Raw genomic sequence first — 22,682 nt, forward strand, 5'->3', positions numbered from 1 at the left:
AGGGGTGTTCAGAGCCGGAAGACCCGTCTCCGTGCGATCACATAAGTCGTAAAGACAATGAGGGCGATGAGGAGTGTGTTCCGGATCCGGCCGGGGCCAAAGCAGGTCAGATTGACGAGGGCATTGGTGGTGCCGTAAGCGGCATAGACCAGATAGATCAGGAGGGACCATTTCTTGATTCGTAAGAAGCCATACCCGACCAGGGTATGGAGAAACGGTGACAGCGCTTTGGTGATGAACCCGGCCGAGCCGTCCAGCCTGGTACAAAAAAACGGCAGCAGGTAATCGGGATTTCTTGCGATCAAGAGGGCATCGTTCCCAGCACTGACCAGAAAGAGAAGTCCGAGAAACCGGATATCGTGTCCCTGCGCCCAGGCGGTGCGGGTGCTGCGAGCAAGGTCCGAACCGCTCTCGGGCGGCCCAAGTGCGGCGTCGTAGCTCTGCAGGGCCCACCAGGGAAGGGCCAACAGCATAAAGAAAAAGACTTCGGCGGCTCGACCGGAGGCACGCCCGAGCGCCAGGCTCAGGAGGATCAGGAGAATGGTGACCAGGCCGTAGAAGAGTCCTGCCCCACATCGTCCCCGAATGAGTTGTCCGAGCCCGGGGAGTAGGGCTGAGTAGACAGCTGCGGCCCGATCCGGGATAGCGTAAGAAAGGGCGTGGGTGGACATTGATCGAGAACGCGTGAGATCAGACGACGTGTCGGGATAGAAACGGCACGGCCTTCGATCAAGGGATCGAAGGCCGTGTCCACAGACTGCTGCTCAACCGTTGTTAGCCGCCTAGGGTGTCCAAGGCTTCTTTCAGGCTCTTACGGATGCAGGTGAAGATTGGGGTGTCGCGCAGAGTGTACCGGCTGCCTTCGGTTTCCCGGAGCGCCATGACGAGGTCCAGGAAGTCTTCCGGCTTGTCGCTCTCGAAGGCCACAACCCATTCCTGATCGTCGAGGCCGAAGGAGTAGGTGGTGTTGAGCTTGACCGAGGGGAAGCGATGGCCGACTTCAATGTGTTCGTCCATCATGCCCTGCCGCGCCGCCTTGGTGAGGAGGAACCATTCGCGGGTTTTCACGAACGGATAGACGAAAATGTACTTGGCTTTGCCGGGGACCACGGTGAGGCGCTTGCTTTCCTGGTTCTCATGCGTGTGGTGGTCGACATAAATTGAACGTTTGGTGATCGCGAGGTACGAATAGGGATTGTACAGATACTTGCCCAATCCGGATGCCATGATCTTCGTGCTCATTTCCTGGAACAGTTCAAGCTCGTAGCTGATGCGCCAGAGCATCAGATCACAGTCGCCTCGAATACCCACCGTGGTGTATGCGATGACGAGCACTTTTCCCTGATACTCTTCGACGGCACGGAGAAACTCCTGCTTTCCGCGTGTGCGTTCATCTTCAGGAAGCCGACGCCATGCGGGATCGATCTTATAGAAGGTAAAATTGACGTATTGACGGCGGGGTGCTTGTTCGGGGCTGGACATGACGAACCCTCCAGGCAACTTCTTGATAATGTAAAAGAATAAGAGTTAGCTCTTTAGCATTTCGTCTCTGGGGCTGTCAACAGAGTCCGGGGTGCGCGGGGCTCGAATTGACAGGCCCACATCGATCTGATACTGCCTGCATACGATGCGCGGCGTTCGAAGATTGCCGGCCGGATTCTGGCTCGTGGGAAGCCTCTTCGTGGTCCTGTGGGGGAGCACCGTCTCCTCATATGCCATCGAGGTGCAGCCGACCACCGAACAAATTCAGGCGCAGGTGGAGCGTGGAAAGCTGGCTGCCGGCCAAGGTGTCTCTCCGGATCAGCTGCACGCCTGGTTCGGTGCGACCGAAGACCTTGCCCCGCGCGGTTTCATCATGACGAAGCTGGGAAGCCTGTTGGTGATGGCCAATCACCTTGCCCTGCGCGCGTTGTCGCCGACCGAACAGGATATTGCCCAGGTACTGGCAAACGAGCATGTGCTGGTCAATGTGGTGTTGTACGGAGACCGTGTCAATTTTGCCGCCGACAGTTACATTGTGCTGGAGCAGGCCGGTCGGACGGTGAAGCCCTCCACCGTTCGATTTGACGCCAGGGGCGATCGCACGACGGCGTGGCCGCAGCAGCCTGCCTACCGTGCGAAGGTGATCGCGCAATTCGCCTACGCGGAACTCGATCCACGTGCGAAGACGACGCTCACGGTATTTCCTTCACGCGGAGGCCAGGTCAGTTTCGAACTGGACTTCTCGCGGATCGAATAGTATCAGTCCCTCTCCATCGCTCTGCCCATCGCAAAGGTGTATCCCGCATGAGTAAGACCAAAACCTGGACGGCTGAAACCATCGCCGTCGGATCGGAGTTGCTGCTCGGCGGCCGCCTCGACACGAATTCACTCTTCATTGCCGATCGTCTCGCCGCCTGCGGAATTGAGCTTCGATATAAGACCACGGTCGGCGACGACCTGTCCGACATCGTGGCTGTGTTGAAGACGGCGTTACGGCGCGCCCGCGTGGTGATTCTCACCGGTGGGTTGGGGCCGACGATCGACGACCTCACGCGGGAAGCCGTGGCGCAAGCGACGGGCCACCGCTTGAGCCGGCGCAAGGCTGCCCTGGATGGGATGATCGCACGGCTGGTCGAATGGGGGCGAACTCCGACCACCACGCAGTTTCGCCAGGCCATGATTCCCGCCCGTGCGGAGATTCTCTTCAATCTGGTCGGAACGGCGCCGGGGTTTTCGCTTGTCTGGAAGGGTACGTTTCTCGCCGCCTTGCCCGGGGTGCCGCGTGAGATGGAACCGATGGTGCGTGATGGCGTGTTGCCGCAGTTGCAGGCGTGGATGCGCACACAGAAGAGGCTCAGCGCGTCGCCCATGATCCGGAGGGTGCTCCACACGTCCGGTGTGCCGGAATCAATCGTGGACCAGGCCCTGGTCGGGCTTGTTCCCAAAGGTTGCACGATTCAACTCGGCATCTATGCTTCCCCAATGGAAGTCATGGTGTCGCTGACGGGACCGGCTGGAGCGGAGGGGGCTGTCACCATCGAGCAGTTGTTGAAGGAAGCCAAGGCGCGGCTCGGTGACATCGTTTATGGAGAAGAAGATGAGACCATGGAATCGGTGGTCGGTCGATTGCTCAACGAGCAGCAGTTGACGCTTGCCGTTGCCGAATCCTGTACCGGTGGACTGATCGGCCATCGGCTGACGCAGGTGCCGGGCGCATCGACATATGTTGATCGAGTGGCCGTCACCTATAGCAATCGTGCCAAGGTTGAGATGTTGGGTGTGCCGTCAGGACTGCTCGAACGGCATGGGGCGGTCAGCGCAGACGTGGCCGCCGCGATGGCGCGGGGCATTCGTGAGCGGAGCGGCGCCTCCGTCGGCGTGAGCGTGACCGGCATCGCCGGGCCCGGTGGCGCGACCGAGAGCAAGCCGGTGGGCCTGGTCTATGTGGGGCTTGACGGCGGGCCGGGCGAGGCGATGACGAAAGAGTTTCGTTTTCACGGCGGTGACCGTACGGTGATCAAGCAACGGTCCTCGCAGGCGGCGCTCGATCTGCTTCGTCGCTGGTTGATCAAGAAGGGGTGCTAATGGTCCGGGCATTCCTGGCCATCGAGTTGCCACAGGAATTGCGCACGACGCTCGCCGCCATTGAGCAGGACATGAAGCGACAACTCGAACGAACGGTCGATCGCCACGTGAGGATCAGCTGGGTTCGGCCGGATTCGATGCACCTCACCCTCAGATTTCTCGGCGACACAGCCGACGAATCGATTGAGCCGCTTCGGGTAGCCATCGAAGAGTCCATGTCAGCGCATCAGGCGATTCCTATTCCTCTCGAACGACTGGGTACGTTTCCGCGCCCGCAGGCACCACGGGTGCTGTGGGTGGGACCCTCAGGGAGTTGGGAGCAGGGCCGTGAGGCGCAACGGCTCACAGGCCTCCATCGTGCGGTGGAGGCCTGTTGCCGGGCAGCGAACTTCGCGCCGGAAGAGCGGCCATTCAGTCCGCATTTGACGCTCGCGCGGATCAAGGAAGGGGAGCGGCAGGTCGGACAGGCGCTGGCTCAGAACGGGTTGTTGGAGCGGCCGGTGGCGATCGGCATGTTGCCGGTCGAGGCAATCGTCCTCATGAAAAGTGAACTGCGTCCCACCGGCTCGGTCTATACGAAACTCTGGGAATGTTCACTGGCCCCTTTTGCGACGTAAGAACCGTAACGCCCTCCCAACTTTGCCGGAAGCGGCATCATGCTTGGGTCGCCCCGCCACTATTGCTAGGCCGGGCCGTCAGCAGGAACGGTCGAGTGCGTCGTTTCTGATTCATGAACAGTCTGGGCATGGAAGTTTTCCGACGCCCAAGGCCCGGAATGGTATGATGATCGGTGATAAACTACGAGCCCATACGCAACGCAATCTACTACCGGTCCGGCGGGAGTCCAGCAAGTCGCCTCAAGCATGTACAGCATGCAGATCTAGAAAGTTGATCTATTCAATATGCCTCCGTTCAAGCTCGAAGCTCCATTCAAACCCTGTGGTGATCAGGGGCAAGCCATTGAGAAGCTGTCATCCGGAATCCTGGCCGGGAAGCAGCATCAGGCGTTGCTCGGGGTCACCGGCTCCGGCAAGACCTTCACGATGGCCAATGTCGTTGAACGCGTCCAGAAGCCGACCCTCGTCCTCGTGCATAACAAAACTCTGGCCGGCCAGCTGTATCAGGAATTCAAGCAGTTCTTCCCTCACAATGCCGTCGAGTACTTCATCAGTTATTACGATTATTACCAACCCGAAGCCTACATCCCGCAGAGCGACACCTACATTGCCAAGGATGCCTCGATCAACGATGCGATCGATCAGATGCGTCACGCGGCGACGACATCCTTGCTGCAGCGCAACGATGTGCTGATCGTGTCCTCGGTCTCCTGCATCTACGGCCTTGGATCGCCGGAGGTGTACCACGACATGTTGGTCTATCTGGAAGAGGGGATGGAGACGCGGCGTGAAAAGATTCTAGCGAAGCTGGTCGACATTCAGTATGCGCGCAACGACGTGGATTTTCACCGCGGCACCTTTCGCGCACGCGGCGATGTCATCGAGATTTTTCCAGCCTCGTCGGAAGCGAAATCGGTGCGTATCGAATTGTTCGGCGATGTGGTGGACGCCATTCATGAGATCGATCCGTTGACCGGTAAATCGCTGGGCAAATTACCGAAGATTGCCATTTACCCGAATACTCACTATCTTATTGCGCCGGACCGGTATGAACGGGCGATCACGGGCATCGAAGAAGAATTGGACGCCCGCGTGGCGGCATTCAAGAAGAACGGTCAGTTGTTGGAAGCGCAACGGATCGAGCAGCGCACCAAGTTCGATCTCGAAATGATCCGTGCCATGGGGTATTGCCACGGAATCGAGAACTATTCGCGCCACTTGAGTGGTCGCGCGCCGGGCGATCCGCCCCCGACCCTTTTGGATTATTTCCCCAAAGACTTCCTGTTGATCATCGACGAATCGCACGCGTCGGTGCCGCAGGTCGGCGGCATGTACGAAGGCGACTTTTCGCGCAAACGGACGCTCGTGGATTATGGATTCCGGCTGCCGTCCGCGGTCGATAATCGTCCGCTGAAGTTTGCCGAGTTCGAGCGGATGCTGAAGCAAGTGATCTACGTCTCGGCGACGCCCGGTCCCTATGAGCTGGAGCATGCCAAGGGTGAGGTCATCGAGCAGATCATTCGCCCGACGGGACTGATGGATCCCCTCATCGATGTGCGATCGGCGAAGGGGCAGGTCGACAATCTGCTGGCCGAAGTGCGGACGGAGGCGGCGAAGGGACATCGGGTGCTGGTGACGACCCTCACCAAGCGAATGGCCGAAGACCTCACGGAGTATTATCACGACCTCGGCGTGAAGGTGCGCTATCTTCACTCCGACATTAAGACGCTGGAACGCGCGGAGATTATTCGCGATCTCCGGCGGGGGGTGTTCGATGTGCTGGTCGGGATCAACCTGTTACGGGAAGGGCTCGACCTTCCCGAGGTCAGTTTAGTGGCGATCTTGGACGCGGATAAGGAGGGCTACCTCCGGTCGCATCGGTCGCTGATTCAGACGGCGGGCCGCGCCGCTAGAAATCTGGATGGGCGCGTGATTTTTTACGGTGATACGATCACGGATTCCATGCGGCGGGCCATGGACGAGACGGCGCGCCGGCGTCATATCCAGGAAGCCTATAATGAGGCCCATGGCATCACCCCCGAGAGCATCAAGAAGCAGATTCCCCTGCTGGACTATGCAACGGGTGGCGGGAATGCGGGGCAACTCGAACTGGCGGCGGAGTCAGTAGGCGATTATGCAACGACGGGCGACACGGAGCAGTTGATTCGCCGTCTTGAGGTTGAGATGAAGGCGGCAGCCAAGAAATTGGAGTTTGAGCGGGCGGCGGAGTTACGGAATCGGATTCGAACGTTGAGGTTGAAGGCGTTGGAATTGGCGCAATAGTGAAGGCGGCTACTGTCCCTCCTGCGCCGGAAATTCTGTTACATCTGTTTGTAGAGATAGGCCCCGAGAAACATCCCCAACACGCTGAGCAGGCTCACCTTGATGCTGAAGCCGAACGTCAGTTTGAGGAGGACCAGATCGACGGTGAGTGGCGGGTTGATTCCGGGAGAGAAATTACTGGCAAAGATGTTTTGAATGGCGCCATTCGGGGCCATGACGCGAAGTATTTCCCCGAAAATCCCGCCCAGCATTCCGCCGATCAGGATAAAGATCAGCAGCACGCCGATCGATTTTCTCATCCGATATCTCTCCTAGTTCCCGCTGGTCGGGGTGCATGTGCCGACTTGAGGCACCATATCGGAAGCGGAAAATGATGTCAACAAAATGCATGCCAGACGCCGCGGTGGATGCATGTGGCTGATTGCAAAGCACCTCTTCTGGAGATCGGTGGGAGAATAGAGGGCACCCTCGGCGCTCGAGGGTGAAGCAGGGAGAACGCTCGACAGTATTTCTGGTGCAACTAAGTCTGGCGCCGTGTGTCACGTGTATCAACAGTGGTGCATTGGAACGGTCCGAGGGCATCGCTTGAATCCCTGCCGAATATCTTGACTTCACGCACACCCCTTCTATAGACTGCCCGATGCTATTTTTTGTGATGTTTTTCCAGGCGATCGGAGCTCTGGCTCGACCCCGGCTTCGATGGCCTTTTTGTTTGGTGATTCGTGCTTGATGCGTTGAGTGAAAAGTTCGAACGAATCCTCAAGAAGCTTCGTGGGCAGGGTGTGCTCACCGAAGACAATATTGCTGAGGCGTTGAAGGAAGTCCGCCTCGCGTTGCTTGAGGCGGACGTCAACTTTAAGGTCGTCAAGGATTTCCTTGACCGCGTTCGCGAGAAGGCGGTCGGGCAGGAAGTTCTGAAAAGCCTGACCCCCGGGCACCAGGTCGTCAAAGTTGTCTGGGACGAGCTCCGCGGCATGATGGGCGGTGAGCGGTCCGGTATCAGTCTCGCCTCCAGACCCCCGACCATTATTATGATGGTTGGGTTGCAGGGAGCCGGGAAAACGACCACGTCCGGCAAACTCGCCCGCTTGTTTAAGAGCCAGGGGAAGCGCGTGTTACTCGTGGCGGCCGACCCGCGTCGTCCTGCCGCAGGTGACCAGTTGGCCAGCCTCGGGCATGATCTTGGAATCGATGTGCATCGATTCGATCAGATCGATGCCTCACGCGCCGATGTGGTGCGTATCTGCCAGCGCGGGGTGGAACGCGGTCAAGAGCAGGGCTACGATCTGATTGTGCTCGATACCGGCGGCCGGTTGCATGTCGATGATGAGTTGATGGCCGAACTCGTGGCGGTCAAGCAGGCTGTGAACCCCCACGAAGTGCTGCTGGTTGCCGATGCCATGACCGGCCAGGATGCGGTCAATATGGCCGGTCAGTTCGATCAGCAGGTCGGCCTCACCGGTGTCATCCTGACTAAAGTCGAGGGCGACGCGCGTGGTGGCGCCGTGCTGTCGATCCGGGCCGTGACCGGCAAGCCGATTAAGTTTCTCGGCATGGGGGAAAAGCTCGATGCCCTGGAGCCGTTCCATCCTGACCGGATGGCGTCACGGATCCTCGGGATGGGTGATGTGCTTTCGTTGATCGAGAAGGCGCAGGAGACGTTTTCACGGGAAGAGGCCGAAGCGGCACAAAAGAAGCTGACCAGCAGCACCTTTACGCTGGAGGATTTCCGGTCACAACTCGGGCAGATGAATCGGTTGGGGTCGTTCGAGCAGATTCTGGGAATGCTGCCCGGCGGCCAAAAGTTGAAAGATCTTGCGAACAGCGGATTGCCCGAAAAAGAAATGAAGCGGGTTGCGGCCATGATCGACTCCATGACCACGCGTGAGCGGCGCGACCATACGCTGATCAACGGGAGCCGGAAGAAGCGGATTGCGCGTGGGAGCGGAACGAGTGTGCAGGAGGTCAACCGCCTGATCAAGCAATTCCTGCAGGCCAGGAAAATTGCCAAGGTCATGTCGGCTGGCGCGGGAGGCCGGCGTCAGTTGGCCCAAATGCTCCGAGGCATGTAGCAGGCCACGAGTGTTTCGAGTGTGCATCGATTCGAGGTGAAGAAGAGAGTCCTAACCGAGCGGACACAGTCTAGGGCTGAACGCTCATTACTCTGAGGAGGTTCTAGTGGCGGTTCATTTACGATTGGCACGGACAGGGCGACATAAGCGGCCGATGTATCGGGTTATTGCGGCCGATTCACGGAAACCGCGCGACGGGCGCTTTTTGGAGATTCTCGGGATTTTCGATCCGCTCAAGAACCCGGCGGTGCCGGTGTTGAAGTCGGAACGGGTGCTGTCATGGTTGCGGCATGGCGCCCAGCCCACTGTGACCGTTCGGACTCTGCTGAAGCGGCATGGGGTCTGGAAAGAGTTCGAGACCGAGAAGTCCGCAAAGGCGGAGAAGACCGAAAAGACCGAGAAGAGCGCAAAGAGCAAGAAGTAGCCGGCATCACATGGCGACGCTCGATCAAGCAGAGCTGGTGACCATTGGAAGGATCGAGCGATCGTTCGGGGTTCGAGGCGAGGCGCGCGTGCGTTCCCTCACAGATGTGCCTGGACGGTTCGAGTCCCTTGGGCAGGTCACGATTGTCGGGCCTGTCGGGAAGACGCTCGACACCCGTGTGACCCACGTGCGGCCAGGCGGGCCGACGTGGATTATGGGGTTCGAGGCGTTTACGACCCCTGAGCAGGTCGCCGAGTTTCGTGGAGCCTTCATTCAAGTTCCCCGCGGAGACTCGCCGGCGCTGCCGGCCGATCAATACTATCAATGTGATTTGATCGGGATGGTCGTGCAGGATGAAGCCGGAACCGTACTGGGCTGTTTGGAAGAGGTCGTGTCTATGTCCGGCAACCAGAACTTTCTGGTGCGTCACGACGGGAAAGAAATGCTGATTCCTGCGGCGAAACAAGTCGTGGTTGCGGTCGACGTAGTGGGGCGGGTCATGACGGTGCGGCTGCCGGAAGGGTTTGGAGATCTGTAAGATGCGGTGTGCCGTTCTGACATTATTTCCGGATATGGTGGCTCCGGTGCTTGGCCAGAGTATCCTTAAGCGCGCCCAGGAAAAGGGGTTGCTGGAGGTCTCTGTGCAGAACCTGCGTGACCATACCTTCGACCGGCATAAGACCGCAGATGATGTGCCGTATGGCGGGGGAGCCGGAATGGTCATGAAGGCCGAACCGGTGCTTCAGGCTGTCGATGCGCTGCGGGCCCATTATCAGGCTTCTCATCCGGAGACGACGTTGCGGGTGATTATTCCGTCTCCGCAAGGGCGGCCCTTTACGCAGGAACTCGCACAGTCCCTGGCGCAGGATGAACGGGTAGTGGTGTTTGTGTGTGGGCACTATGAGGGGATGGATGAGCGCGTCAGGCTGGCGCTGCACCCCGAAGAAATCTCCGTCGGCGATTATGTGTTGACCGGAGGGGAGCTGCCGGCGTTGGTGATGATCGATGCGGCGGCGCGCCTGGTCCCTGGCGTGTTGGGCGATGCGGCGTCGGCGGCCGAGGAATCGTTTACCGAGGGATTGTTGGAGTATCCGCACTACACCAGACCGGCGGAGGTGCGCGGGATGGCGGTTCCGGAGGTACTGGTATCGGGTCACCATGAGGCGATCCGGTTGTGGCGCCGGAAGGAAGCGTTGCGGAACACCTATCTGAAGCGGCCGGATCTCCTGCGGGATCGCGAGCTTGGATCGGAAGATCGACGGTTGTTAAGCGAAGTGATGCAAGAGAGTCTTGTACAGGTACCTGTTCGTTGAGAGGAGGAGAAGGACTATGAATCGGCTAGAACGGATCCAACGATCCTTAACCAAGAAGACGACGCCCAAGTTCGAGATCGGGGATACTGTTCGTGTCCACGTGAAGGTGGTCGAGGGTGAAAAAGAGCGTATCCAGGTGTATGAGGGGACGGTCATCGCCAGGAAAGGCACGCTCAATAGCGAAACCTTCACTGTGCGCAAGCTGTCCTACAACGTCGGCGTTGAGCGGACCTTCCCCATCCACTCGCCCAATGTGGCCAAGGTTGATGTCGTCCGTCAGGGTCGTGTTCGCCGGGCCAAGCTCTATTATTTGCGCACCAAGAAGGGCAAGTTTGCCAAGGTGGAAGATCGCGAGTTTAAGGTCGAGAGCAAGGCGCAAACCGCGGCCAAGCGTGAGGCGGCAGCAGCAGTCACGGCTGCTAAGGCCTGATCGATCAGTTGTGCTGTGTTCCGCTTGAGACCAGGACAGAGGCGCACGTTTGGCTGGTTCTTCGAACCCGACGACAGGGGGCCCCACCGAGGAGTTTGAGGTGGAGGCTCGGTGTCGCGGGTACCGGCATATAGCCGGGCTCGATGAGGCCGGGCGTGGGCCTCTCGCCGGTCCTGTCGTAGCGGCTGCCGTGCTGTTGCCGCGTGGATGCCGCCTGCCCGGACTCAACGATTCGAAGCAGGTCGGCGAGTCAGACCGAGTTCGATTGTTCGCCGAAATCGTTCGCCGGGCAACCGGCGTCGGCATCGGAGCTGCGACGGAGGCGGAGATCGATCGGTTGAATATCCTTCAAGCAACCCGGTTGGCGATGCGTCGTGCTCTGCAGGCATTACCGCTTCAACCGGACTTTTTGTTGTTGGATGCGGTCACTCTTTCCGGGCTCTCAGTTCCTCAACGTTCTATCATCAAGGGCGATGGCCTCTCCTGCTCCATTGCGGCCGCCTCGATCATCGCCAAGGTGACGCGCGACCGTTTGATGGTTGAGTACCACCGTTGGTATCCCCAATATAATTTTGCCGAGCATAAAGGTTACGGGACTCCGGAGCATCTCCGTCTGCTCCGGGAGCACGGGCCCTGTGCGATTCATCGCCGGAGTTTTGCGCCTGTGCAGCAGCTCTGTGTCGGCGATGCTCGAAAATTGTGTTCCTCTGTCGACCAGTCTGAGAGCCCGCTGGACCGATGCGCGACCGACGCCGATTGGTAGGGGATGAAGGAGAGGGGCGAGCCGAGGCCTATCTGCGCCGACAGGGGTTTCGAATCCTTGGACGGAATGTGCGCTCTCCATCGGGTGAACTCGACCTGGTTGCCGATGACCAGGGGGTGCTGGTGTTCGTCGAGGTGAAACGGCGACGGTCTGGGACCTACGGTGGTGCGATTGAAGCGGTGGATGCGCGCAAACGTGCCAAATTGATTCAGCTTGCGGCGCAGTATCTGGCGCAACACCGGATTCATGATCGTGCGTGCCGATTTGATGTCGTCTTGATACAGGATGATTCCGGGACGACTGAACCCGTGCAGCATATTGCGAATGCATTCGACGTCGCGGGGGATGATCTGCGATGGTAGGATGGGAATCGCGCTCCTGATTCATCCAGTCACTGTGTGTCGTGCCGGGCGGCAGGGGCCCGAGAGGTCACTCCGGTCCGGCGGCTGCTCTTGTCACCATCCATGATTCAACTTTTTCACGTCTCAAAATATTACGACCGCCGTTTGGCGCTGTCCGATGTGACCCTTGAAATCGAGAAGGGCGAGTTCGTGCTCTTGATGGGACCGAGCGGCGCCGGAAAATCGACCTTGTTGAAATTGCTGATCGGCGCAGAGCGCCCTGAGGAAGGACAGATCCTGGTGCAGGGCCGTAGTTTGTCGAAATTGCGATCGTCTGAAATTCCCTTACTGCGTCGAAAGATCGGTGTGGTGCTGCAGGATTTCCGCCTGCTGCCAAAGAAAACCGTATTCGACAATGTGTCGTTGCCCTTGTTGGTGCAGGGGGCCTCGACTGTCGAAATCAGGCGGAAAGTGACGGACGCATTACGGTCGGTTGGGCTGGATCACAAGAAGGATCTCTTTCCCCCCGGCCTCTCTACCGGCGAGCAGCAACGGATTTGCATCGCTCGCGCGATCGTCAACGGGCCGATCATGCTGTTGGCCGATGAACCGACGGGGAATCTGGATCCGGAGCTGACCAGCGAAATCATCGAACTGTTCAAGTCGATCAACGCCCGGGGCACGACCATCATCGTGGCGACGCACGATCCCAATGTCTTGGCCCAGGTTAATCGCCGGGTGATCACATTGGACCAGGGCAAGGTGGTCTCGCAGGAACAGGTGTGCTCGTGAGGCGGTTGTTGTACCTGCTGCGGGAAGCGGTCGCCAATGTGTTGACCAATCGAACGACCACGGTGGTCGCGGTGGCTACCACGGCCTTCACGTTTGCCTGCGTCGGCGTGTTTTTGTTGTTGTATGTCAATTTGAGGACCATGGCCTCGTCGCTTGAGCAGGACATCCAGGTTATGGTGTACCTGCAGGACGACCTGACGGAGCAGACGAGAAACGAAATCGAACTGCAACTGAAGGCCGATCGTGCCGTCGGGTCGTTGACCTTCGTGTCCAAGGAACGGGCGTTGGCTGATTTCCAGAGTCAGTTTCCGGCCGAGTCCCATCTGCTGCAGGGGCTCGGGCAGAACCCGCTGCCGGCCTCATTTGTCGTGACGCTTGCGGTGGAGTCCCGTTCATCGGATGCGATGCGGCGGTGGGCCAATCGCACCCAGTCGATCCCGGGAGTTGTGCAGGTGCAATACAATCAGGAATGGGTCGAGGCCTTGGCCGGCATTGTCCGGTATATCGAGGTGGCTGCCATCATTGTCGGCCTCATTTTATCGGCGGCGTCGGTCACGATCATCGCGAACACAATCCGCCTGGCGCTGTATTCACGCCGGGAGGAAATTGAAATTCTGGGGTTGATCGGGGCGAGTACGACTTTTATCCGTGTGCCCTATTTGCTCGAAGGTGCGGCGCTCGGGTTGCTCGGCAGTGCTCTCTCGCTGGTAATCCTCAAAGCCGGGTTTGAGTTGTTCCGCCATGAAATCCGGTCTGCCAGCCGGTTTCTGGGCGTGGACACGCTGCTGACATTTTTCCCCTTCCAAATGTGTGTGGTGCTTGTCTGTGTGGGGCTCTTTCTCGGTTGTGCCGGCAGTTTTCTCTCGCTGCTCCGATTCGGAGAGGGACGGGCATGAAGTGGGCGCGATGGGGATGTGTTGTGGTGGCTGCTCATCTGGTCTTGTGGACTGTCCCTGCCTGGGCGGAGCGCAAGGACTCGTACGCGGACAAGATCGAGCAAGAAAAGAAAACGCTGGAAAAGTTGCGCGGCACGATTGTCGAGAAACGTAAGAAGGCGGACGAGGCGGAAAAGAAACGCGAGTCGGTCCTGCAGGGATTGCAGTCCTTGGACGAACGTCTGGTTCGTTACCGGCAGGAACACCAGGACGTCGTGAAGAAGCTCAAAAAGAAGGATGTGGAAATCGAGCAGATGAGCGTGCAGCTGAGCCGGCTGTCCGAACGCATCGATGAACGGCAGGATGCCATCGCTGCTCGCTTGCGGGTTCAATATGTCGAGGGGCGGTTTTGGCACCTGAGAACGCTCCTGGCGGCCAGTTCTTCCGGAGACTTTCAGCGGCGGTTTCGATATCTCTCGGCCGTGACGCAGCGAGAGTATGAGATCATGGAAACCTACCGGAAAGATGCCGAGCGGATCGCCGAGGTCGAGCGGAGTCGAGAAGAGGCACGCCAGGGCATCCTGGCCTACAAGGCCAGCACCGAGGAAAAGCTGGCTCAGATCCAAGGGTTGAAAAAACAGAAACGGGTGTATCTCGCTAAAATCACTCAAGAAAAGGAATCGCATGATCGGGCCGTAGAGGAACTGGAGCGGTCTGCCAACCGGGTCGACAGCTTGCTGAAGGAACTGGAAACCAGACGTCGGGCAGCGCTGGCGACTCGTCCACCCTCCGCGACAGGAGGCCTTCGCGCATTACGTGGGACGCTCCTATGGCCGACCGAAGGGCAAGTGGTGTCCTACTTCGGCCGGCAGAAGCATCCGACCTTCAATACCTATATCCAGCGAAAAGGGATTGAGATTCGCGCTGCGGAAGGGAGTAATATACGGTCGGTGCTTGCAGGCCAGGTTGTCTACGCGGACTGGTTGAAAGGCTACGGACTCGTTATAATCATGGATCATGCAAACGGAGTTTTTTCGTTGTATGCCCATGCGTCGAAAATATTGACGGCGGTCGGGGCCCGGATCGAAGCCGGAGAAGCGATCGGTGAAACGGGCGACACGGGCATGACGGGTGAGAATACGCTCTATTTTGAGTTGCGCGAGGGGGCAGAGCCGGTGGATCCCCTCGTGTGGCTGTCGAAGCGATAGGCCTCGGAAGGAAGGAAACCTACGTTATGGAACAGCGGCGAAGCCGACGGTGGTTATATCTTTTGCTGATGGTGACGGTAGCCCTGGGTATCGGCATTGTGCTGGAAAAGGGATTGGAACGGACCGGCCACGCCTCCGAGACCTATGAAGAGCTGCGGACCTTCTCCGAGGTCTTGACGCAGGTGCAGAAACACTACGTCGACGATACAAAGGTGAAAGACCTCGTACAGGGTGCGATTCGCGGGATGCTCTCCACGTTGGATCCGCACTCAGCCTATATGACGCCCGAGATGTACAAGGAAATGCAGGTCGAAACGAAAGGCGAATTCGGCGGGGTCGGGATTCAGATCGGCGTGAAGGAGAATCGCCTTGCCGTCATTTCCCCGATCGAAGGCACGCCTGCCCATCGAGCCGGGATCAAGGCGGGTGATTTCATTACTAAGGTGAACGACGAACCCACAAAGGATTTGACGCTGATGGATGCGGTGCAGAAAATGCGCGGCCCCAAAGGCACCAAGGTGAACCTCACGATCCAGCGGGACGGTACGGCAGACCCGCTGGCGTTTTCATTGGTGCGGGACACCATCAAGATCGAAAGCGTGAAGTTCAAGGTGCTCGACAATATCATTGGGTATGTGCGTTTGACGCAGTTCCAGGAAGCCACGGGACGGGACCTCAGCCGGGCGCTCAAGCAGTTCAAGGAGCAGAAGGTTCAGGGGACGATTCTCGACTTGCGGAACAATCCCGGTGGCCTGTTGACGGCGGCCGTCGATGTGTCCGAACAGTTTGTGGGGAACGGGAAGCTGATCGTCTATACCAAGGGTCGTGAGGGGAAGAAGGATGAGTGGTTCTCCAAGACGAAGGAGACGCTGGAAGATTCGCCGATGATCATCCTGGTGAACGAAGGGTCGGCTAGCGCGTCGGAGATTGTGGCCGGTGCGTTGCAGGATTGGGGACGGGCCGTCATTGTCGGGACCACGTCGTTCGGCAAGGGATCCGTCCAGACGATTCTGCCGCTGGGTGACGGGTCGGGACTTCGGCTCACGACTGCCAAGTACTACACGCCGAAGGGGCGCTCGATTCAGTCCACCGGCATCACGCCGGACATTGTGGTCAAACTGCAAACGCAGACCGTCGCAAAGGCCGGCGAGAAAGACGGAAAAGAGTCTGAACCGAAGACGGCCAAAGCGCCTGCAGCCGGAAAGGATCCATCGCCTTCGGCCAAGCCGGGTGAGGAGCCTGCGCACAAGAATGGCGCCGTGTCGGCCGGGGATGGGGCCGGGGATATTTCGCTGGATGATGACGTGCAGCTTCAAAAGGCCGTTGAGCTGTTGAAGACCTGGAAGATCTTTAAGGAGCTGCGGCCGGCGGCGTAGTCGGCACGGTTCCGATCCGTTCGCGGATGGCGGCGAGCAGCGTGTCTTCCGACCCGGAAAAACCTGGTTGTGTTCGTAAGAGATGGGACGCAACCAGGCTTTCCAGGTCGGCCAATGTGCGGATGTTCAGCCGGAAATATAAGTAACTCACCAGGGCATCAGAGAGGCCCGGCAACGAAGCCCAGCCGGCCACTTCCTCCGGCAACGGTGTCTTCAGTTCTTCATAGGCGCGAATCGTTCCTGTCGCCAGAAACTCTTCAATCTTCACTGCCAAGTCCCGCCCGATTCCGGGGATCTCCTGAAGCTGATGGCGCGCGGCTAGATCAGCCAGGTCTCCCGTAACCGTCAGGATCGAATCGGCCGCTTTCCGATACGCGCGGACGCGATAAGGATTGGCGCGTTGGCTTGCCAGCAGGTTGGCCATCGCACGAAAGATCTGCGCAAGTTGATGGGTGCGGTCGTCCATAGTCGTGTGCCCGGCGGTCTTTATCTACATTGTGCGAGTATCGAATCCCAAACGGCAAGGCCTTACCGGGCTTGGTTGACAACCGGTTTTCCCGTTTCATAGGATGATCTGAAGAATTGAGGTGCGCAGTGATCATTCACGTGAATGGTGAATCTCGCGGAATCGGCGATGGGGAGACGGTTGCAGCGCTGTTGCACGAGTTGGAGATCCGCGCGGATCGCGTCGCCGTCGAATTGAATTTGGAGATTCTGGATCGCAAGGATTTTGAAACCCGCGGACTCCGCGAGGGGGATCGGGTGGAGATATTGAGCTTTATTGGTGGCGGAGCGAGGTAACCACATTTATGGATACGATCAACGATCGCTTAGTGATTGCCGGCCGGGAATTTACGTCTCGCCTCTGGGTGGGGACCGGTAAGTATAAAGACTTTGTCGAGACTAAGAAGGCTATCGAGGCGTCCGGTGCGGACGTGGTGACGGTGGCGGTTCGTCGCGTGAACATCACGGATCGGTCCAAGGAAAATCTCCTGGATTATCTCGACCCGAAAAAATACATCATTTTGCCGAACACCGCCGGTTGTTACACGGTGGAAGATGCCGTCCGGTATGCCCGGTTGGCTCGCGCGGCCGGCGTGTCCGATCTGGTCAAGCTGGAAGTCCTGGGCGATGAAAAGACTCTTTTCCCGGACACCGCGGGATTGATCGAGGCGGCCAAGATCCTCATCAAAGAAGGCTTCATCGTCCTGCCCTATACGAACGATGACCCGATCGTTGCCAAGAAGCTGGTGGATATCGGCTGTCCTGCGGTGATGCCGCTGGCTGCTCCGATCGGCTCGGGGCTCGGGATCCGTAATCCATACAATCTCAAGATCATCATGGAAACGGTCAAGGTGCCCATCATCGTGGACGCCGGAGTCGGAACGGCATCCGATGCCGCGCTGGCGATGGAGTACGGAGCGGATGCGGTGCTGATGAACACCGCTATTGCCGGCGCGCAGGACCCCATCGCGATGGCCGAGGCTATGAAGTATGGTGTCTGGGCCGGGCGACTGGCCTACAAGGCCGGGCGCATTCCGCGCAAGCTCTATGCGACAGCCAGTAGCCCGATCGAGGGCATGCTCTAATAGCCAGAGAACCGTCTTTGGTCGGTGTCGGCGAGCCGGGCTGAGTGCGTGTGTGAGTGGTGAACCGGTCCTGATCTCCCGGCATCTCACATTCAACTGGCATCATTCAGCATCCAGAATATTTCCCGAATGCCCTCCGTCGATTTCCGTCTGTATTTAGTGACTGATCGTCAACAGACCGCCGGACGTCCGCTGGTGTCGGTCGTCGGGCGGGCGGTGAGTGCCGGTGTGCGCGCGGTGCAGCTGCGTGAACGTGATCTTCCGATCCGAGAGCTGCTCTCTTTGGCGCTCGACCTGCAGCGCGAGTTGTCGGACATGCAGTTGTTCATCAATGACCGTGTGGATCTGGCGGTGGCACTGGGGTGCCGGGGGGCGCATTTGCGCGAGAGCAGTTTGCCGGCCCCGGTGGTGCGAACGCTGTTGCAGCCCTCGCAGCTGTTGGGTCTGTCCGTCCATTCCATCCAGGATGCGGTGGCGGCAGAACGGCACGGCGCGGATTTTGTGGTGTTGGGTCCGATTTACGACACGCCTTCGAAGCGGGAGTATGGGGCGCCGCTTGGCCTCCAGGTACTCGAACAGGCCGCGCGCGCGGTGAACATTCCAATTTTTGCCATCGGAGGGATGACTGCCTCGCGTACACGTGAGGTGCGGCAGGCGGGAGCATTCGGTGTGGCGGTGTTGTCCTCGATCTTGAGTGCGTCGAATGTCGAAGTAGCGACCGAGAAATTTCTTTCGGCGATCGAGCGCGGATCATGAAGAGGATTGCTGCAGAGGGCGTCTCACGCATCGACACACGTCACGATGTATCGCCGTCTGCTGCTGTTGACCACCCCATAGGCGGGTGATAGAATCCGAAACAGTGTTGATGACCGTCACTGACAGGGATTGTAAGCGATCCAAAGAGTGGGGCGATGGCCGAATCAAAAGGGAGTTCAGGCCGACTCCGGTCCTTCCGTGATTCCGTCAAGCGCCTGACCAAGTCACTTTCTGACGGAGATGGAGTCGTGACACACAAGAACGACGAACAGGCCCGCGAGGTGGAAAAGCTTCGCATCCAAATCCAGTCCATGGAGGAGGAGATTCGGCGGCTCTACCAGTCACGCTATCAGCTCGAACAAACGACGAAGCAGAACGAAAAGCTCGTCGCCACTCTTCAGGAAGCCAAATCTCAAATCGAAACGTTGCGGGCTGAAGTGGAGAAGTTGACCGCTCCGCCCTCGACCTACGGCATTTTCTCCAGCCTCGATACCGATGGCACGGGGAATGTCTACGTATCCGGCCGTAAGATGAAGGTCAGTCTTCATCCCTCCATCAAAGCGAAGTCTCTCCGCAAAGGGCAGGAGGTCATCCTCAACGAAGCGCTCAATGTCATCGAGGTGCGTGGGTTCGATGTGCAAGGGGAAGTCGTCCGTTTGAAGGATGTGCTGGAGGGGAATCGGGCGCTGGTGACGCTGCACTTCGATGAAGAAAAAGTCGCGGAGCTTGGCGAGCCATTGCTCAGTGAGCGCCTCAGCGTCGGCGATCATCTGTTATACGATCCGCGGTCCGGTTGCGTCATCGAAAAGCTGCCGAAATCGGAAGCCGAGGAGCTGGTGCTCGAAGAAGTCCCCGATGTGGACTACGAACATATCGGCGGACTCCAGAAAGAAATCGAGCAGGTGCGTGATGCGGTGGAGTTGCCTTTCCTGTATCCGCACATTTTTGCGAACTACAAACTCAGCGCCCCGAAGGGCGTGTTGCTCTATGGCCCGCCGGGTTGCGGCAAGACGTTGATCGCCAAGGCCGTGGCCAGTTCGATCGCCAAAAAACTGGGGCATCTCAAGGACAAACAACTGCGCAGCTACTTCCTCCATGTGAAGGGGCCTGAACTGTTGAATAAGTATGTCGGCGAGTCGGAGCGGCAGGTGCGCGAGGTGTTCAAAAAAGCCAAGGAACGCGCCGACGACGGTCATCCCGTGATTGTGTTTTTCGACGAGATGGACGCACTGTTCCGCACCCGCGGCACCGGCATCTCCTCGGACATTGAATCGACCATCGTGCCGCAGTTCCTCTCGGAGATCGACGGCGTAGAGCGTCTTACCAATGTCATCGTCATCGGGGCAAGCAACCGACAGGACTTGATCGATCCGGCCGTGCTCCGCGCGGGCCGTCTCGATGTGAAGGTGAAGGTCGGTCGTCCGGACGCCACGGCGGCCCGGGATATTTTCTCCAAGTACGTCTCGACCGATTTGCCGTTTGCCGAGGACGATCTGAAGCGGCATGGCGGGGATGCCCGGGCACTTGTGGATTCCCTCATGAACATGACCGTCGATGCCATGTATGCGACGACGGACGAAAACAAGTTCATTGAAGTGACGTATGCGAACGGCGAGAAGGAAGTGTTGTACTTCAAGGATTTCGCCAGCGGCGCGTTGATCGAGGGCATCGTGTCGCGTGCCAAGAAATTCGCCGTGAAGCGGGCGATTGCGCAAGAAGGAACCGGTCTGCGGGCCGAGGATCTGATCCGCGCGATCCGAGAGGAGTTCAAAGAGCACGAAGACTTGCCCAACACCACGAATCCGGATGATTGGGCAAAGGTCGCCGGCAAGAAAGGCGAGAAGATTGTCCACCTCCGGACGATCAGCGGCGGGCCTGCAGAGGCGCGCCAAATCGAAACGGTCAACACCGGTCACTACCTGTAGCGCGATATTTCATGAGCGACAATCCTACGCACAATCCGTCCCGTGTCATCGGCACGGAGACCGAATTCGGTATCGCCAGTCGTGACCCGAATGCGGCCGACCCGGTGGCCAACTCCATTCACCTCATCGGCTACTACCCGAATCTTCCGGCTCCGCATGCGGTGTGGGACTACGAGAACGAAAATCCCCTGCTGGATGCGCGCGGGTTTGAGGTCGATGGTGAGCGGGAACGGCCGGGACCTGATTACAATCGGCAACTCAATAAAGTCCTGGCGAACGGTGGTCGTCTCTATGTCGATGGCGCGCATCCTGAATATTCCACGCCGGAGTGCCTCAATGCGAGGGAAGTCGTGGCGTTCGAGCGCGTCGGTGAACGCATTGTCGCGCAGGCCCTGGAAGGGATTACCAAGGCGCGCGGGCGTGACCAGTTCGTGTTGTATAAGAATAATTCAGACGGTAAGGGCAACAGCTATGGGTACCACGAGAATTATCTCGTGTCGCGGGCGGTGCCATTTGAACGCATCACCCAGGTCCTCACGCCGTTCTTTGTGACGCGGTCGATTTATGCCGGGTCCGGCAAGGTCGGCGCGGAAAACCAGACCAGCCCCGTCGACTATCAGATTTCGCAGCGGGCGGATTTTTTCGAAACGCTCGTGGATCTGAACACGATGGTTCGGCGGCCGATCATCAATACGCGCGACGAACCGCATTCTGATTCGGCGAAGTACCGGCGGCTCCATGTGATCGTCGGAGACGCCAATATGGCCGAGGTATCGACCTATCTGAAGGTCGGGACCCTCTCGATTGTGTTGGAGTTGCTCGAGGCCGGCGCCGACCTTCCTCGAATCAGCCTGGCAGATCCGGTGAATGCCATCAAGCAGGTCTCCCGGGATGTGCAGGTGAAGGAGAGTGTGAAGCTCAGTGACGGGAGCTCATCCACTGCGATCGCCGTGCAGCGAGCGTACCTCAAGGCCGCCCAGAGCTATTATGCCTGCCACGAGCTCAATCAGGTGACGAAGGACGTGCTGGTGCGGTGGGAAGATGTGCTTGATCGCCTGGAACGGGACCCTCGGTCATTGGTGCGGGAGTTGGATTGGGTCGCGAAGCGGTACTTGATCGAATCCTATATGGAACGCAAATCCTGTGGCTGGGACGATCCGCGCGTCCGTCTGATGGATTTCCAATACCATGATGTCCGTCCCGACAAGGGACTGTATTATACCCTGGAACGGAATCATCGAATTGAGCGGGTGGTATTGGATCATGAGATTGCGCGGGCGGAATTCAATCCGCCTGTTGGGACCAGGGCCTATTTCAGGGGCCAGTGCATCAAGAAGTACCCGACTGTCGTCTACGGGGCAAGTTGGACGTCCGTGCTGTTCGATACCGGACAAAACAAGATCAAGAGAATCCCCTTGATGGATCCCCTGCGGGGTACCGAATCGCTCACGGGGGAACTCCTGGCGCAAGCGGAGACGGCGTCCGCGCTGCTCGCTAAACTTTCGACCTGACTGTGACCATTGAATGAAACATTCCTTCTTCTTTTCACATCACGAGGGGTCCAGCTTCTTCGACTTCCTCACCCAGCACCATCCTGAGTTAAGACCCGGTTTGAGTGAGATCGCCATCCAGCGAGCCGCGCTTCCCGTGGATTTCGGCCGACCCGGAACGATCCCGGTGCCGCATGGGACGACGGTTCTCGCGTTGAAATATCGGGATGGGGCCATTATTGCCGGTGATCGACGCGCGACCGAGGGATTTCAGATTGCCGACCGGCGGATTGAAAAGGTCTTTCGCATCGACGACTATTCCGCGATGGCGATCGCCGGGGCTGCGGGGCCGTGCATCGAGATGGCCAAATTGTTTCAGACGGAGCTTGAGCATTACGAGAAGCTCGAAGGCGTGCAGCTGTCCTGTGAGGGGAAGGCCAACAAGCTGGGGCAGATGGTGAAGGCCAACCTCCCGATGGTATTTCAGGGACTCGTCGTCATGCCGCTTTACGTCGGATACGATCTCAAGCGGAACGAAGGGCGCATTTTTAAGTACGACATTACAGGGGGACGCTACGAGGAGTCCGACCACCATTCCATCGGCTCCGGCGGCAAGGATGCCCGCAACACGATGCGTGAACATTACCGATCCGGCCTCCAGGAAGAAGAGGCGCTGCGGGTCGGGCTGTTGGCCCTCTATAATGCGGCGGATGAGGATGTGGGTACCGGTGGGCCTGATTTAGTCCGCGGTATTTATCCGACGGCGAAAATCGTCAGTAGCGCCGGTATCACTGATGTGCCCGAAGATCGGGTGCGTGCCTTGTTCGAAACCATGATCGCAGAGCGAAGGAGATCCTAGCC

25 protein-coding genes are annotated in these 22,682 nt (G+C 58.5%); 21 read left to right on the forward strand and 4 right to left on the reverse strand.

Annotated features, from left to right (window positions below):
• Nucleotides 1–8: 8 nt before the first annotated feature.
• The gene (locus NSND_RS19645) at nucleotides 9–671 is read right to left on the reverse strand and encodes a hypothetical protein (protein WP_080880604.1); all 663 of its coding nucleotides are present in this window, start codon (nucleotides 669–671) and stop codon (nucleotides 9–11) included.
• A 103-nt stretch (nucleotides 672–774) separates the two neighbouring features.
• Nucleotides 775–1,482, reverse strand: coding sequence for a chlorite dismutase family protein (locus NSND_RS19650; RefSeq protein ID WP_013249598.1), 708 nt, complete (start codon nucleotides 1,480–1,482; stop codon nucleotides 775–777).
• A 184-nt stretch (nucleotides 1,483–1,666) separates the two neighbouring features.
• On the opposite strand from NSND_RS19650, the gene NSND_RS19655 reads away from it, so the two are divergent.
• The 4 genes from NSND_RS19655 (at nucleotide 1,667) to uvrB (ending at nucleotide 6,467) form a co-directional block, all read left to right on the forward strand.
• A complete protein-coding gene (locus NSND_RS19655) occupies nucleotides 1,667–2,239 on the forward strand; it encodes a hypothetical protein (RefSeq protein ID WP_143833638.1) in 573 nt (190 codons plus the stop codon).
• A 47-nt stretch (nucleotides 2,240–2,286) separates the two neighbouring features.
• Nucleotides 2,287–3,567: a competence/damage-inducible protein A gene (locus tag NSND_RS19660; RefSeq protein WP_080880606.1), complete on the forward strand. Its 1,281-nt coding sequence runs from the start codon at nucleotides 2,287–2,289 to the stop codon at nucleotides 3,565–3,567.
• Nucleotides 3,567–4,184 carry an RNA 2',3'-cyclic phosphodiesterase gene (gene thpR, locus NSND_RS19665; RefSeq protein WP_080880607.1) on the forward strand — a complete coding sequence of 206 codons (618 nt, stop codon included), beginning with the start codon at nucleotides 3,567–3,569 and terminating at the stop codon, nucleotides 4,182–4,184. The genes NSND_RS19660 and thpR overlap by 1 nt, the downstream gene beginning before the upstream one ends.
• A 285-nt stretch (nucleotides 4,185–4,469) precedes the next feature.
• Nucleotides 4,470–6,467, forward strand: a complete 1,998-nt coding sequence (gene uvrB / locus NSND_RS19670; protein ID WP_080880608.1) for an excinuclease ABC subunit UvrB — start codon at nucleotides 4,470–4,472, stop codon at nucleotides 6,465–6,467.
• A gap of 38 nt (nucleotides 6,468–6,505) precedes the next feature.
• Here uvrB and NSND_RS19675 read toward each other — a convergent pair whose 3' ends face one another.
• Nucleotides 6,506–6,766, reverse strand: coding sequence for a DUF4321 domain-containing protein (locus tag NSND_RS19675; RefSeq protein WP_080880609.1), 261 nt, complete (start codon nucleotides 6,764–6,766; stop codon nucleotides 6,506–6,508).
• 423 nt (nucleotides 6,767–7,189) lie between these two features.
• On the opposite strand from NSND_RS19675, the gene ffh reads away from it, so the two are divergent.
• From ffh to NSND_RS19730, 11 genes are all read left to right on the forward strand, one after another.
• Nucleotides 7,190–8,539, forward strand: a complete 1,350-nt coding sequence (gene ffh / locus NSND_RS19680; protein WP_080880610.1) for a signal recognition particle protein — start codon at nucleotides 7,190–7,192, stop codon at nucleotides 8,537–8,539.
• A gap of 106 nt (nucleotides 8,540–8,645) precedes the next feature.
• Nucleotides 8,646–8,963, forward strand: coding sequence for a 30S ribosomal protein S16 (gene rpsP, locus NSND_RS19685; protein ID WP_013249590.1), 318 nt, complete (start codon nucleotides 8,646–8,648; stop codon nucleotides 8,961–8,963).
• Between the two features lie 10 nt (nucleotides 8,964–8,973).
• Nucleotides 8,974–9,501 (forward strand): ribosome maturation factor RimM, encoded by a 528-nt coding sequence (gene rimM / locus NSND_RS19690; protein WP_159450904.1) that lies wholly within the window; start codon nucleotides 8,974–8,976, stop codon nucleotides 9,499–9,501.
• 1 nt (nucleotide 9,502) lies between these two features.
• Entirely contained in the window at nucleotides 9,503–10,276 is a 774-nt protein-coding gene (trmD, locus tag NSND_RS19695) for a tRNA (guanosine(37)-N1)-methyltransferase TrmD (RefSeq protein WP_080880612.1), read from the forward strand.
• Between the two features lie 16 nt (nucleotides 10,277–10,292).
• Nucleotides 10,293–10,706: a 50S ribosomal protein L19 gene (gene rplS / locus NSND_RS19700; RefSeq protein WP_080880613.1), complete on the forward strand. Its 414-nt coding sequence runs from the start codon at nucleotides 10,293–10,295 to the stop codon at nucleotides 10,704–10,706.
• Between the two features lie 100 nt (nucleotides 10,707–10,806).
• The gene (locus tag NSND_RS19705) at nucleotides 10,807–11,469 is read left to right on the forward strand and encodes a ribonuclease HII (RefSeq protein ID WP_235000319.1); all 663 of its coding nucleotides are present in this window, start codon (nucleotides 10,807–10,809) and stop codon (nucleotides 11,467–11,469) included.
• Nucleotides 11,445–11,831 carry a YraN family protein gene (locus tag NSND_RS19710; RefSeq protein WP_080880615.1) on the forward strand — a complete coding sequence of 129 codons (387 nt, stop codon included), beginning with the start codon at nucleotides 11,445–11,447 and terminating at the stop codon, nucleotides 11,829–11,831. Before NSND_RS19705 ends, NSND_RS19710 begins: the two co-directional genes overlap by 25 nt.
• Before the next feature lie 102 nt (nucleotides 11,832–11,933).
• Nucleotides 11,934–12,602 (forward strand): cell division ATP-binding protein FtsE, encoded by a 669-nt coding sequence (gene ftsE / locus NSND_RS19715; protein WP_080880616.1) that lies wholly within the window; start codon nucleotides 11,934–11,936, stop codon nucleotides 12,600–12,602.
• A complete protein-coding gene (locus NSND_RS19720; RefSeq protein WP_080880944.1) occupies nucleotides 12,599–13,498 on the forward strand; it encodes a cell division protein FtsX in 900 nt (299 codons plus the stop codon). The genes ftsE and NSND_RS19720 overlap by 4 nt, the downstream gene beginning before the upstream one ends.
• Nucleotides 13,495–14,685 carry a murein hydrolase activator EnvC family protein gene (locus NSND_RS19725; protein ID WP_080880617.1) on the forward strand — a complete coding sequence of 397 codons (1,191 nt, stop codon included), beginning with the start codon at nucleotides 13,495–13,497 and terminating at the stop codon, nucleotides 14,683–14,685. Before NSND_RS19720 ends, NSND_RS19725 begins: the two co-directional genes overlap by 4 nt.
• 26 nt (nucleotides 14,686–14,711) lie before the next feature.
• On the forward strand, nucleotides 14,712–16,061 hold the full coding sequence (locus NSND_RS19730; RefSeq protein WP_080880618.1) for a S41 family peptidase: 1,350 nt from the start codon (nucleotides 14,712–14,714) through the stop codon (nucleotides 16,059–16,061).
• On the opposite strand, the gene NSND_RS19735 is transcribed toward NSND_RS19730, so the two are convergent.
• Entirely contained in the window at nucleotides 16,036–16,527 is a 492-nt protein-coding gene (locus tag NSND_RS19735) for a histidinol-phosphatase (RefSeq protein WP_080880619.1), read from the reverse strand. The two genes, NSND_RS19730 and NSND_RS19735, sit on opposite strands and share 26 nt — an antisense overlap.
• A 134-nt stretch (nucleotides 16,528–16,661) precedes the next feature.
• Between NSND_RS19735 and thiS the strand changes: the two genes are divergently transcribed.
• The 6 genes from thiS to prcB all read left to right on the forward strand — a co-directional run bounded on the left by thiS (nucleotide 16,662) and on the right by prcB (nucleotide 22,680).
• On the forward strand, nucleotides 16,662–16,862 hold the full coding sequence (thiS, locus tag NSND_RS19740) for a sulfur carrier protein ThiS (protein ID WP_369974254.1): 201 nt from the start codon (nucleotides 16,662–16,664) through the stop codon (nucleotides 16,860–16,862).
• An 8-nt stretch (nucleotides 16,863–16,870) separates the two neighbouring features.
• A complete protein-coding gene (locus tag NSND_RS19745; protein ID WP_080880621.1) occupies nucleotides 16,871–17,650 on the forward strand; it encodes a thiazole synthase in 780 nt (259 codons plus the stop codon).
• A 129-nt stretch (nucleotides 17,651–17,779) separates the two neighbouring features.
• On the forward strand, nucleotides 17,780–18,406 hold the full coding sequence (thiE, locus tag NSND_RS19750) for a thiamine phosphate synthase (RefSeq protein WP_080880622.1): 627 nt from the start codon (nucleotides 17,780–17,782) through the stop codon (nucleotides 18,404–18,406).
• A gap of 155 nt (nucleotides 18,407–18,561) precedes the next feature.
• The gene (gene arc, locus NSND_RS19755) at nucleotides 18,562–20,331 is read left to right on the forward strand and encodes a proteasome ATPase (protein ID WP_200810564.1); all 1,770 of its coding nucleotides are present in this window, start codon (nucleotides 18,562–18,564) and stop codon (nucleotides 20,329–20,331) included.
• Nucleotides 20,332–20,342: 11 nt separating this feature from the next.
• Nucleotides 20,343–21,842 carry a depupylase/deamidase Dop gene (dop, locus tag NSND_RS19760; protein ID WP_080880623.1) on the forward strand — a complete coding sequence of 500 codons (1,500 nt, stop codon included), beginning with the start codon at nucleotides 20,343–20,345 and terminating at the stop codon, nucleotides 21,840–21,842.
• 13 nt (nucleotides 21,843–21,855) lie between these two features.
• Nucleotides 21,856–22,680: a proteasome subunit beta gene (gene prcB / locus NSND_RS19765; protein ID WP_080880624.1), complete on the forward strand. Its 825-nt coding sequence runs from the start codon at nucleotides 21,856–21,858 to the stop codon at nucleotides 22,678–22,680.
• Nucleotides 22,681–22,682: the final 2 nt, after the last annotated feature.

The sequence above is a fragment of the Nitrospira sp. ND1 genome (assembly GCF_900170025.1).
GTDB lineage: Bacteria > Nitrospirota > Nitrospiria > Nitrospirales > Nitrospiraceae > Nitrospira_A.